Annotated in this window: 10 protein-coding genes, 1 tRNA gene and 2 pseudogenes; 6 read left to right on the forward strand and 7 right to left on the reverse strand. The window is 62.1% G+C overall.

What is annotated here, in order from left to right; translation table 11 throughout:
• Positions 1-109 precede the first annotated feature (109 nt).
• From E5W87_RS27560 to E5W87_RS27585, 6 genes are read left to right on the forward strand one after another with little or no spacing between them, the layout of a single operon-like run.
• On the forward strand, positions 110-526 hold the full coding sequence (locus E5W87_RS27560; protein WP_292404809.1) for a lysozyme inhibitor LprI family protein: 417 nt from the start codon (positions 110-112) through the stop codon (positions 524-526).
• 15 nt (positions 527-541) lie between these two features.
• Positions 542-2404 carry a M60 family metallopeptidase gene (locus E5W87_RS27565; RefSeq protein ID WP_292404811.1) on the forward strand — a complete coding sequence of 621 codons (1863 nt, stop codon included), beginning with the start codon at positions 542-544 and terminating at the stop codon, positions 2402-2404.
• Positions 2405-2427: 23 nt separating this feature from the next.
• Entirely contained in the window at positions 2428-3771 is a 1344-nt protein-coding gene (locus E5W87_RS27570; protein ID WP_292404813.1) for an HdeD family acid-resistance protein, read from the forward strand.
• A complete protein-coding gene (locus E5W87_RS27575; protein ID WP_292404815.1) occupies positions 3768-4901 on the forward strand; it encodes an MFS transporter in 1134 nt (377 codons plus the stop codon). Before E5W87_RS27570 ends, E5W87_RS27575 begins: the two co-directional genes overlap by 4 nt.
• The gene (locus E5W87_RS27580) at positions 4898-5389 is read left to right on the forward strand and encodes a hypothetical protein (RefSeq protein ID WP_292404817.1); all 492 of its coding nucleotides are present in this window, start codon (positions 4898-4900) and stop codon (positions 5387-5389) included. Before E5W87_RS27575 ends, E5W87_RS27580 begins: the two co-directional genes overlap by 4 nt.
• Before the next feature lie 19 nt (positions 5390-5408).
• Positions 5409-5774 (forward strand): DUF4087 domain-containing protein, encoded by a 366-nt coding sequence (locus E5W87_RS27585; protein ID WP_292404819.1) that lies wholly within the window; start codon positions 5409-5411, stop codon positions 5772-5774.
• Positions 5775-5923: 149 nt separating this feature from the next.
• On the opposite strand, the gene E5W87_RS27590 is transcribed toward E5W87_RS27585, so the two are convergent.
• The 7 genes and pseudogenes from E5W87_RS27590 to E5W87_RS27620 form a co-directional block, all read right to left on the reverse strand.
• Positions 5924-6008, reverse strand: a tRNA-Leu gene (locus tag E5W87_RS27590).
• Positions 6009-6089: 81 nt separating this feature from the next.
• Complete coding sequence (locus tag E5W87_RS27595; protein WP_292404821.1) at positions 6090-6710, reverse strand: 2,3-bisphosphoglycerate-dependent phosphoglycerate mutase; 621 nt, start codon at positions 6708-6710, stop codon at positions 6090-6092.
• A 33-nt stretch (positions 6711-6743) separates the two neighbouring features.
• Positions 6744-7564, reverse strand: a pseudogene (gene dapB / locus E5W87_RS27600) (4-hydroxy-tetrahydrodipicolinate reductase).
• Positions 7561-9432, reverse strand: coding sequence for an ABC transporter ATP-binding protein (locus E5W87_RS27605; RefSeq protein ID WP_292404823.1), 1872 nt, complete (start codon positions 9430-9432; stop codon positions 7561-7563). Before E5W87_RS27605 ends, dapB begins: the two are co-directional and overlap by 4 nt.
• Before the next feature lie 127 nt (positions 9433-9559).
• Entirely contained in the window at positions 9560-10576 is a 1017-nt protein-coding gene (locus E5W87_RS27610; RefSeq protein WP_292404825.1) for a glucokinase, read from the reverse strand.
• A 139-nt stretch (positions 10577-10715) separates the two neighbouring features.
• A complete protein-coding gene (gene mepA, locus E5W87_RS27615; protein ID WP_292404827.1) occupies positions 10716-11810 on the reverse strand; it encodes a penicillin-insensitive murein endopeptidase in 1095 nt (364 codons plus the stop codon).
• 138 nt (positions 11811-11948) lie between these two features.
• A pseudogene (locus E5W87_RS27620) lies at positions 11949-12464 on the reverse strand (NAD(P)-dependent oxidoreductase); the annotation flags it as partial.

Consider the following 12464-nt stretch of genomic DNA (forward strand, 5'->3'; position numbering starts at 1 on the left):
GTCAAGGAAGGCGGCAGGCTGACCGGCTTAGGAAAGCTCGGCAGCGTCACGGTCGCCGATGGTGGCAAAGCCGATCCAATGAAAACCAGGTAATCAGGAAGGGAAATCGATGAAAACCGCGATACTGACCGCTGCCGTGGTTCTGGCCATGCCGACTTTCGCCTTTGCCCAGGACAAGTGCTACGCCGCCGCCAAGGATCAGGCCTCTTTGAACGCGTGCGCCGATGCCGCGTTCAAGAAATCCGACAAGAAGCTCAATGAGCTTTACCAACAGATCGAAGCCCGCCTGAAGGGTGACGCGGATACCAAGAAGCTTCTCGTCCAGGCACAGCGGGAATGGGACAAATTTCGCGATGCGGAGTGCCGTTTCCAGACTGCGGGAGCGGCCGGCGGCAGCGTGATGCCCATGCTCGCCGCGCAGTGCATGGACAGCCTGGCGCAATCCCGGGTCAAAGCCTTCGAGGGTTACCTGAAATGCGGCAAGCAGGGCGATCCGATGAGTTGTCCCGTTCCGGCCGCGAATTGACACGTCGGTGCCGGGATGAAGACCTTCATCGTATCTGGAGCGCACTTGATAGCCGGGCTCTTGCTGGCGGCAATCGTTACAGCAGCAAGTGCCGCTGAGATCCGCGACGGGGACTATTACATCGTCGCGAAGCATTCCTACAAAGCGCTCACCGCCTTTGAAGGCAAGCATGGCGAGATCGTGCTTGGTCAGTCCGCTCGCAAATCCAAGGATGGTCCCGCGCAGCTCTGGACCATCACCAGGGCGACCGGGGAAACGAACGATGCAACCTATCAGATCCGGTCTCGACGATACGAAACGTATCTTGCCGGGGGCGACGAAGACGAAAACGGGAATACGAGTGTCGTCCTCGAGGATGAGCAGTCCGCTGGAGGGTGGCGCTTCAAGCCGCATCTGAACGGCTATGGCATCGAGCTGGATGACAGCGGCACGACGCTCAACGTCAGGGCCAATGAACGTGCGGACGATGCTCAGATCATCGTCTATGACGCCAGTCTGGATGATAATGCCCAGTGGTTGCTTTATCCGGCCGGCAATGGCGACAGACCGGCAGCGGCGTCGGCAGCGGTGTCGGAATTCGACAATCTGAACAAACGCTATCGCCTCGCTCCGATGCCTGCAGCCACACCCGAGGCCAATAGGCTGAGACGCACGAAGCTGATGGACGATCAGCCAAGCGGTGTGTTCGTGAAAAAGGGAGAGGCAGTATCGGTTACGGCCGAAGGCCTGCCGCCTTCCCCCGACGGCTTGATGATCATGATCGGCCCGATGAACAGCTTCTATGACGAAAGACCCCAGGATGACCCGCAATTGGTCATTGCCAAGGAAGGGCGCACCGATTTCACGGCGAAGCGCGACGGGCTGATCTATTTCCGCTACGCCTACAGCGGCTTCAGTGCGGCTCTGCCTCCGATCGACGTGGCAATCGTGCGCGGCGGCAGTTCGATCCCCCTCTACGTCAAGGGAAAAACAAGCTTCGAAGACTGGCGTAAAATGCTCACCGACATGCCCGGTGCGCCATTCGTCGAGATGATAAGCGAGCGTGTTGCCATTACCGCGACCCGCAAAGTCTATATGAGGGCGCCTCAGGACGACCCTGCGGAAATTCTCGACACCGTCGAGCAAATTCTAGGCTGGTACGATGCGCTATCCGGTCTCGACGGTTCCTCCAAACTTCATCGGGCATCCCGTTTGCGCATGCACTATCAGCAGGACACGGTGACACCGGCGAAGGTCTTCGACGACGGCATATACATGTACGCAGGCAACTATTTTATGGGTGTCCCCGGCAGCAACATGGGTGATTTGCTGAACGTGAAGAAGCTGCGGCAAGCGTGGTCGATCTGGCATGAAACCGGCCATATGTACCAGCAGGAAGATTGGACCTGGGGCGAGATTGTAGAAACTACGGTCAATATCTATTCGCTCAATGCCCAGGCACATTTTGGCGATCCGTCCCGCTTGAAAGAGCGCGACGACTCTACCGGCAAGACGCCGCTGGATCTGGCGGCGAGATATCTGGCGCGGAAGACGCGCGATTTCGACAATGAAAAACAGATGCGTGCCAGCGCGGATGACGACGATGAGCTTTGGGTGCGGCTGGTCATGTTTGATCAATTGCGCCGGGGTCTCGGCGAGGACTTCTATCCGAAGCTTCACCGATATTATCGCGAGCATCCACTGGATGATTCCAATAAGCAGGATGCGGTCAAGGTACAAACCTTCATCCTGCGTGCCAGTACGGTCGCAAATCAGGACCTGACCCGGTTCTTTTCCGATTGGGGGCTGCACATAGAGCAGGAAACCGCCGACAGATTGAAGCGTTTGAATCTGCCTCCAGCAGATCCTCAACTGTCGCGCGTCGGTCTGAGAGATTAACCGCCAGAAACCCTGAAAGCATCATGATCCGGCTCGTTTTTCTTCTGCTTGGTGTGCGTGCGCTGAAACCAGTCTGGCGGTTGCTGACTGTGGCCGGCATCGTCTGGATACTCCTGGGCGTTGCCATCCTGTATGACCTGAGCGATGGCGTCCTTTCCGTTGTTCTGGATGCGCTCGCTATATTCCTCGCGGTCGAGGGGCTGGTCGAGATTGCCGCAGCCATATCGGTCGGGCTTCGCCAGCACTGGATCGATGCCCTACGCGGCGTTGCCTTCCTGGTTGCAGCACTTCTGGTCTTCAATGATCCTTGGGACAACAATATCGGTGCGGCGATCGTTTTTGGCGCGGCCTTCCTGGTTGACGGGCTCTTCCGGATCGCGGCTGCCTTTGTGATCCACAACCCCCGCTGGCGGGTCGGGATTGTCGCCGGCCTGATCGAGGTCAGCCTGGCCATCGGCATCTTGATGTCCTGGCCGGTTCCGCACCGTCTGACGGTTCCGTTCTGCTTTGCGCTCCTTCTGCTGACGTCAGGCTATGCGCTTGTGCGCATGGCCCTGCCACTGCGGCAGTTGCCTGAAGGTGGCTCGGTCACGTCCCTGCCGCTCTATGCGGCTCGTAACTGGCATGGTGGGATAGCGCGGCCAGCCATTCCGGCAAGAGAGGATGTCTGGGCCAAGGCGGACGAGGTCCTTAATGTCTATATCTGGACGGCTGTCGGTTCGATCAAGGACCCGGAGCGCAGGCTGCTGATCGATCGGTATGTCGCGGCAGTCGATAAGAAAGGCGTGATCTCAACAGGCCATTCGGCGCTGGAAATGCCGCCAGACCTTTACATCAGCCATTATCCGTTCGACGACATCGACCACAGCCCCGACGACTTCCGGGCCATTCTCTCGGCGGGACATGAGAATGATGTAGCTGGGCGGTTCAACGAATCCCTCGCACAGGAGTCGGCCGACTGGTGCGAACCGGACCAGAAGGTGACGTTCCGTAGGTTCAATCCGCAAGCCCTGCGGATATTCTGGGAAGCATATTCTCAGGACAAGACCTACAATCTCACGGCCCGCAACTGCTCGACAACCGTTATCCAGGCACTCGATGCGGCTCTGGAGGGCGCATCGTACAGCAGTCATATTTGGCGGGATCTCTTCAAGATCATCAGCAACCCGCAATTCTGGTTGTTGCGGCTCGTCCGCGGCCGGGCTGGGGCCTTGACGTGGACCCCGGGGCTCGTTCTGGACTATACGCGCCTTCTGCACAGCGTCGTTGAACACGGCGACCGGCGCTGGAGAAGCAAGCTCTCCGACGCATTCAGCACTGGCCGCAGGCTCGCCCATGTGGCCGAACGCGACGGGGCGCCTGCATGAGCGGGCTTGTGCGCACGTCAGCGGTCGTCATCCTGACCGCTGCAATCTTCGGGCTGACCTATGGCCTCAGCGCACCGCTGATTGCACTCGAGCTGGCGGAAGCGGGCTATTCCGAAAGCCTTATTGGCGCAAACAGCGCCATGTACGCCATCGGTGTTCTTTTGGCGGCCCCCTACCTGCCCCGTCTTGCACAGCAGCTTGGATTTGCGCGGCTGGCGAGGGGAGCTCTGATAGCATCAGGCGGGTTGTTCGTCCTGTTTCCCCTGGCACCGTTTCTGTGGATCTGGTTTCCGTTGCGGGCAGCTCTCGGTGCGGCGTCAGAGACGCTGTTTGTCGTGTCCGAAACGTGGCTCAACCAGCTTGCCGGCGAGAGAAACCGGGGACGAATGATTGCAATCTATATGACCGCTCTTTCCTGTGGCACCGCAATTGGTCCTGCCATTCTGGCCCTGGTCGGACGCGAGGAGTCTCTTGCTTTCATTATCGGCGCTGCAATAGCACTCATCGCTTGCGTGATCCTGATCGTAGGTGGGCCCCATGCAGCCAAGCCTGCGAGCGAGGATATCGGCAATCCGTTTCGGTACCTCAAACTAGCGCCAGTGGCGGTTGCTTCCTCAGTCCTGAACGCCGCATTGGAAGCGGCCGGTCTTAGCCTATTGCCGCTCTATGCCGTCCGGCTCGGATGGCCGGAGCATTCAGCGACGCTGCTGTTGACTGTACTCCTTATCGGCTCGATCCTGCTGCAATTGCCCATCGGCTGGCTTGGCGACCGAATGGATCGTCGGGGGCTGCTGATTGCGCTTGCGGCCATATCGGCGCTTGGGGCGCTTGCATGGCCCCTAGCCTTCTTGCACCCGTGGTTTGCCTATCCCCTGCTTTTCCTGTGGGGAGGGGCCTTCGTCGGCATCTATACGACTACGGTCGCCATGCTCGGTGAGGCTTACAAGGACGCAGAATTGCTCAGCATCTATGCGTTGCTCTCCATCGCCTGGGGGATCGGCGCGCTCCTGGGCCCGCTCATCGCTGGCATAGCAATGGAAAATTCACGGCATGGTCTGCCCGTCTTCGCGGCGATCATCTGTGGCGGATTCGCGTTGTTTGCCGGCTCACAGAAGGAGATATGGAAATGAGGCTTGGTGGTATGACGATTGCGGCATCTTTGCTGTTGGCATGTGCCGTACCGGCAACGGCCCAGGGCGACATGGGCTTCGACGTTAACGTTACGCTTTCCAAGAAGGCAGCCGCCAAGCTCGCGGCTGAAAAGGAGGGGATCGTTGTCTTCGCTTCCTACTACGGCGATCCAAAGCGGAGCGCCGAGAAGCACGCCAACGAGATTGGCCAAATCAGTCTTGAGCAGCAGGACGAGCAGGTAGCGATACCGGGCACAGGTGGCCACGCCCACATCAGCGGCGCAAAGGTCGACACCAAGCGTCTCGACTGGCTCGCCGGCCCTCCCAACGTCAATGTCAACGTTGCGTCGGCACGCAAGAGCAGTTCGGACAATCTGCTCGGCTGCGATTTTATCGATGGTCCACTAAGCAATGTCCAAAAGCAACCTGTGACGCTTCATTGCGCATTGATCGAAGAAAATTACGACACGGAGTTGAAGCCAAAATAAAAGGGAGGCAAAGATTTTCATGCGTCTTTTATTTGCCACCGTCTGCCTGGCCATCATGGCCCTATCTGCGACTGCCGCCGAGCGCCGTTGTGGCTGGTATTCCAGCCCGACACCCGGCAACCTCGTCCTGACCGACAGCGACGGGGATTGGTGGATCCAGATGCAGGGACGACCGGATCCCAAAGGCATCGACAATGTGCCGGCCTTTGATGATCGACAGTTCGTCGAGACCAATGTGCCGGGTTCGGGCTACGGCTACGGATGTGCGTGCATGACCGTCGTGACCAACGCCAAGCAACAAAAGATCACCAGAGTGATCTCGGGTGAAATCCTTCCGCTAGTGCGCTGTCGCAACGACAGATCGCTGCCTAACCCGGACGGATAAGCCTGATCAGGAATCAGTGACAGTCAGGAAATGGCGCCAACGAACGAAGACGAACAACAATGGGACACCAGCCCAAGAAAAAAGCCCGGCAAAAACCGGGCTTTTTTCTCGGGTCTCTGAACCTTATCAAAAAGTTCGAAACGGGAATCTGGTGCCCAGAAGAGGACTCGAACCTCCACTCCTTGCGGAACACGGACCTGAACCGTGCGCGTCTACCAATTCCGCCATCTGGGCTGGTGCGGGCTCTTTAGGCGGGCAAACGGTGAGTGTCAACGCGCTTTTTTGCTCAATCAAGAAACACGCACCGCTTGCCGTTCAGCCCTCCAGCACTTCCTTCGACGCCACGGTCGAATCGGCGTTGAGCTTGTAGATGACCGGCACGCCGGTGCCGAGTTCCAGTTTGACGATCTCCTCGCCCGACTTGCCGTCCAGCGCCATGATCAGCGCGCGCAGCGAATTGCCGTGCGCCGCCACCAGCACGGTGCCGCCGCGCAGCACATGTGGTTGCAGGTCGTGCAGATAATAGGGCCAGACGCGCGCGCCGGTGTCCTTCAGACTTTCGCCGCCGGGTGGCGGCACGTCATAGGAGCGGCGCCAGACATGCACCTGCTCCTCGCCCCATTTCTTGCGCGCGTCATCCTTGTTGAGGCCGGAGAGGTCGCCATAGTCGCGCTCGTTCAGCGCCTGGTCGCGAATGGTCTCGAGATCGCCCTGGCCGACCGCGTCGAGAATGTGCTGGCAGGTCTTCTGCGCCCTGATCAGCGACGACGTGAAGGCGATGTCGAATTTCATCCCGCGCGCCTTCAGCTTGGCGCCCGCCTCCTTGGCCTCGGCGTGGCCCAGCTCCGTCAGGTCGACGTCGCGCCAGCCGGTGAAAAGGTTCTTCAGGTTCCATTCGCTCTGGCCATGGCGCACGAGCACGAGAGTTCCCGACATTTTTGCTCCTTCAGTTTTGTGGATCAGATCGTCTCAGGCGAGTCCGAGCACATCCCGCATCGAATACAGGCCCGGCTTCCTGCCGCGCGCCCACAGTGCTGCCTTGACCGCGCCGCGGGCGAAGATCGCCCGGTCCTCGGCGTGATGGGCGAGCGTGATACGCTCGCCGGTGCCGGCCAGCACGACTGAGTGATCGCCGACCACCGAACCGCCGAGCCGGTCTTTCGCACGCCGGTGTGGCCGTCACGCGACCGCACGCTGTTCCCGTCAAGATCGATGCCGCGCCCGGTGGCCGCGGCTTCACCGAGCAGCAGCGCCGTGCCCGACGGCGCGTCGACCTTGTGACGGTGATGCATTTCCAGGATCTCGATGTCGAAATCGTCGGCATCGAGCGCGCGCGCTGCCTGCTCCACCAGCACCGCCAGCAGATTGACGCCGAGGCTCATATTGCCTGACTTGACCACCGTCGCGTGGCGCGCTGCCGCCGCGATCTTGGCATCGTCGTCGGCCGAGCAGCCGGTGGTGCCGATGACATGGACGATGCGCGCCTGCGCCGCATAGCCGGCGAATTCGACTGTTGCCGCCGGGCTCGTGAAGTCGAGCACGCCGTCGGCCTTGGCGAAGGCCGGCAGCGGGTCGTCGCCGATCGCCACGTCGATATTGCCGATGCCGGCAAGCTCGCCGGCATCCTTGCCGAGATGGGGCGAGCCGGCCCGCTCGATCGCGCCGGCGACGCGAGCGCCCGGTATCGTGTGGATGGCGCGGATCAGCGCCTGGCCCATGCGGCCGGCCGCGCCCACCACCACCAGGCCCATTTCATTGACGGGGGGGTCGTTTGTGGCCGTACCGCTCATAAAGTTCTCCCAACCGCCTTCTTCGCGCGTCGCACCGAAGTTTGGATTGGCTTGCCGTCGTCGACAAGCCCCAGCCCCTTGTTGCCCTGGACCCGGTGGAACCGGGCATAGACGCTGTGCGGGTCGGCCATCAGCGAGGCATGCGTGCCTTGCTCGACCAGCCGGCCCTGTTCCATGACGACGATGTGGTCGGCATTGACCACCGTCGACAGCCGGTGCGCGATGACGATGGTCGTGCGCCCTTCCGTCACCTGGGTCAGCGCCTGCTGGACGCGCGCTTCCGCCTCATTGTCGAGCGCCGAGGTCGCCTCGTCGAGCAGCAGGATCGGCGCCTGCCGCACGATGGCGCGGGCGATCGACACACGCTGGCGCTGGCCGCCCGACAGCGTCACGCCGCCTTCACCGACAGGGGTGTCATAGCCTTGCGGCTGCTGGCGGATGAAGCCGTCGGCCTCGGCCTGCTGCGCGGCCAGTTCGATCTCGGCGTCGCTCGCGCTCAGCCGCCCGTAGCGGATGTTGTCGCGAATGGTGCCTTCGAACAGATAGGGCTGCTGCGAGACATAGGCGATGGAGCTGCGCAGCGACTGCTTGGTCACCTCTAAAATGTCCTGGCCGTCGACCTCGATGCTGCCCGCTTCGACATCGTGGAAGCGCTGCAGCAGCGCCACCAGCGTCGACTTGCCAGCGCCCGAGGCGCCGACGATGGCCGTCATCTTGCCGGCGGCGGCGACGAAGCTGAGATCCTGCAGCACCGGTGCGTCTGCGACATAGCCGAACGACACATTGTTGAAGCGCACTTCGCCCCTGGTGATCTTCGCCTCGACCGCTCCGGGCGCGTCGCCTTGCTGCGGCTCGAGGTCGAGCAGCTCGTAGATCATGCGCGCATTGACCAGCGCCCGTTCCATGCCGACCTGCATGCGCGCCAGCCGCCGGGCCGGGTCGTAGGCGAGCATCAGCGCGGTGATGAACGAAAAGACCGCGCCAGGCGGCTGGCCGCTGACGGCTGCCCGGTAGCCGGAATAGGCGATGACGCCGGCAACGGCGAAGCCGCCCAGCATGTCGGAGATCGGCGTCAATCGTTCCGAGACGCGGGCGATGCGGTTTGCCCGCTGCTCGGCGCCGGCGACAAGATCGCTGATGCGGCGCGACAGCTCCTGCTCCAGCGTGAACGCCTTGACGATGGCGATGCCTTGCGTTGCTTCCTGCATGGCGCCGATCAGCCGCGAGTTGATCTGCACCGCTTCGCGCGTGGCGCGTCGTATTCTGCGGGTCAGGTAGACGACCGTGTAGATCAGCGGCGGCCCGATCAGCAGCGACATCAGGGACAGCATCGGATCCTGCCAGATCATCACGCCGATCAGCGCAACCAGCGATACGGCGTCGCGTGCCAATGACGTCAGCGTCATCGACAGCAGGTCACGGATGCCGTTGACGTTCTCGTTGATCTGGGCAGCCAGCCGCCCCGAGCGCGTGTCGTTGAAGAAACCGACGCCGAGCTTCATCAGATGAGCGAAAATGCGGCGCTGGTAGCGCGCCACCAGATTGTTGCCGATCCTGGCCAGCGTCACCGCTTGGCCGTAAGTGGCCAGCCCGCGTAGCATGAATGCGCCCAGGATCAACAAGCAGATCAGCGCGATGAGATCGCCGCGCTGTTCGTAGAAGATCTGGTCGACGACGTCCTTCATGATCCAGGCGGTGAAGGCGGTCGTAGCTGCAACTATCACCAGGCACAGAACGGCCAGAGCATAATACCAGCGATACTCGCGGCTGTTCTCGGCGATGATGCGGCGGACCACCGCCACGATCTCGCCGGGCCGGGCTTTGGCTTGGTGCCGGGCTTCCGCTTGATGTTTGGACGGCTGGTTCAAGTCGGGATCGTTCCGTGATGTCGGTTTCGGCCTCGCGGCCGGGCTAATTCGGCAATCCTCTTAGCGCCCCGGTGGCGGCTTGCCTATGGCCGAGGCGGCAAAACTTCGCCGCGGCTCAGGGCGTCACCTAAGCCCGCCAGCGTCGCCCCGCTGTCTGGACGCCGAACAGCGACGGGTTTCTGGCATAGGCGGCAAGACCGGAAAGCGCTGCCAGCGGATGGGTGATCACATAGACGGGCATGGTGCGCATCATCTCGCTATGCGGCGCCTTGTCCTCGAAGGCGGCGCGGAACTCGCCGGTTTTCAGCGCCGGCAGGATTTTCTGCGCGATGCCGCCGGTCAGGAAGACGCCGCCGCGGCTCATGAACACCAGCGCAAGGTCGCCGGCTGTGCGCCCGAGGCACGTGACGAACATCGACAGCGCTTCCTCGGCCACCGGATCTGACTTCGCCAGTGCCGCGGCGGTGACCTCAGCCGGCGTGGTGAAGGGCGCCGGCTTGCCGTCCGCCTTGGCCACCGCCCGGTAGGCGTTGACCAGACCGCGTCCGGACAGGATCTGTTCGCCGGAGATTCTGCCGTCGAGCTTCTCGATATGCGGAAAGACCTGGAAATCGCGCGGCGAGCGCGGCCCGATGTCCATGTGCCCTCCCTCGCCGGGCACCGGTATCCAGTGGTTCAGCGCGTGGACCAGGCCGGCGACGCCAAGCCCGGTTCCGGGACCGAGCACCACCCGTCCGGCATTGGGCTCCGGCGCATCGCCGCCGATCTTTTCCATATGCTCTTCGCCGAGCGCCACGACGGCCAACGCCTGCGCCTCGAAATCATTGAGCACCACGACGTCGCTGAGGCCGAGGCTGGCAAACATCTTTCTCGGCTTGACGATCCACGGGCAATTGGTGAGCGGGATCTCGTCGCTGTCGACCGGGCCGGCCACCGCCAGCACGGCGGAGTTGGGCCGGACCGACGAGCGGTCGAGCACCGCTGCCTGAATCGCCTCGTCGATGGTGTTGAAGTTGGCGGTCTGGACGATCTGCGGCTCGGTGGGTTCCGAGTTCGCGTCGAGCACGATCGAAAAGCGCGCATTGGTGCCGCCAATGTCGCCGATCAGGACCGGAAACTGCAGCGCGGTGTCGTCGTCTGGCATGCTCTTGTCCGTCCCGGTTCCCAGTGGCGTTCCGCCGTTCTTTGTTGACTAGCGCATGACCTGGGAAAGGGAAATCGGTTTTCGAAATGAGGCGACAGACACATGCAACAATGGATCCCACCAAAAGGGGGCTTCTGCGTCAGTTCCCCGGCCGCGGTCGCGGCAATGGAATGCCGATCTCGGGCGTTGCCGCGAAGGCGTTGATCGAGGCAGGAAGCGCTGCCGCGCCGCTTGCGGATGCTCGCGCCGGCGCCGGAGCCACGGTAAGAGTGGGTGCAGCCGCGACCGGCACGCCGTCGCCATAATAGGTGACTGCCTCCGCCGAAGCCGGATCCGGCCCGTCGAGCACGGCCTGGCATGCCGCGGGCAGGCTCGCCATCGTCATCACGTCGCGTGCTTTCGGCCTGTCCGGGTTCTTGTTGGGGCGCCATGGTTCCTCGGTGAACCACCAGGCCAGCGACTGGTCGCAGCCGTCGCCGGGCACCGTGGCTTCCTGTCGCTTGCAATTGGACGAGCCGGGCTGGCAGCCGATGCGGATGTGGAAGTGATAGTCGTGGCCCCAGAACGGCCTGACCTTGCGCAGCCATGCGCGGTCGCCTTTCAAAGTGTCGCAGAGCTTCTTTTTGATGCCGGGATTGACCAGGATGCGCTCGACTTCCGCGTAGCTTGCCGCGCGCTTCAGGAGCCGCATATGCGCCGGAACCCAGAGCTCATCCTTCACCAGATGGGTCTTTTCATCGACAAGCAAGGTGGCGCTCATGTTCTCGCGCTGGTCGATCGAAAGCTTGCGGTCGGGCATCGGCGTCAGCCAGATGTCGGCGTCGAGGCCGATCTGGTGCGAGGCATGGCCGGTCAGCATCGGGCCGCCGCGCGGCTGCGAAATGTCGCCGACCAGCAGGCCGGGCCAACCGTCGGCCGCAGCGTCGCGCGACAGTTTCTCGATCAGCGCGATCATCGTCGGATGGCCCCAGCGGCGGTTGCGCGAAGGCCGCATCACCTCCCATTTCGGGCCATCCATGGGCATGGCGACGCCGCCGGCAAAGCAGCCCTTGGAATAAAAGCCGATCGATTGCGGCGCAGCCACGGCCGGCAGCTTTTTGGCGCCGAACAGGTCCTTCGCCAGGTCTTCGGCTGCTGCAGGTCGCGCCGCAAGCCCCGCCAGGGCGAAGACGGCGAGCGCTGCTAATACATGTCGCCCAAAAGTGCGCAGCGGTTTTGGGACAACGACACGCATAAACAGAGATTTAAAGCGCGTCGCGACGCGCTTTAGCAGCAATGCTCTGCCGGGCAATGATTGCTTCAACGGTTTCATGAAGCAGAACCCCTCTGCGAATTTAAGTCGAATCATATCATGCCCGGCGCAAGGTTTCGATCACGACCGCTTCATCGGGCTGCGCGCCTCGCCGTCGCGCCAATTGCCTTCAGCCCACATATGGTCGAAGGCCGAGCGGTAGTCGGGAAAGCGAAAGCGATAGCCGGCCGCCTTGATCGCTGTGTTGGCGACACGCTTGTTCTCGCCATAGAAGGACCGCGCCATGGGCGAAAGCTGGGCGGTCTCGAACGGAATTTCGGGCGGCGGTGTGACACCCATCAGCCCGGCGGCATAGGCGACGACGTCCTGCGGCGGCGCCGGCAGGTCGTCGGTGACGTTGAAGATGCCGCCGCGATTGTCTCCGATCAGATGCCAAAGCGCCCCGGCAATGTCGTCGCAATGGATACGGTTGAACACCTGGCCCGGTTTGACCAGCCGCCGCGCAGTGCCGTTTTCCAGGTTGACCAGGGCATTGCGGCCCGGCCCGTAAATGCCGGACAGCCGCAGGATCGCCACCGGCCGGCCGATGTCCTGACCCAGTTTCAGCCAGTCCCGCTCGGCGGCGATACGCATCAT

This window comes from Mesorhizobium sp., from assembly GCF_004962925.1.
In the GTDB taxonomy this organism is placed as follows: domain Bacteria; phylum Pseudomonadota; class Alphaproteobacteria; order Rhizobiales; family Rhizobiaceae; genus Mesorhizobium.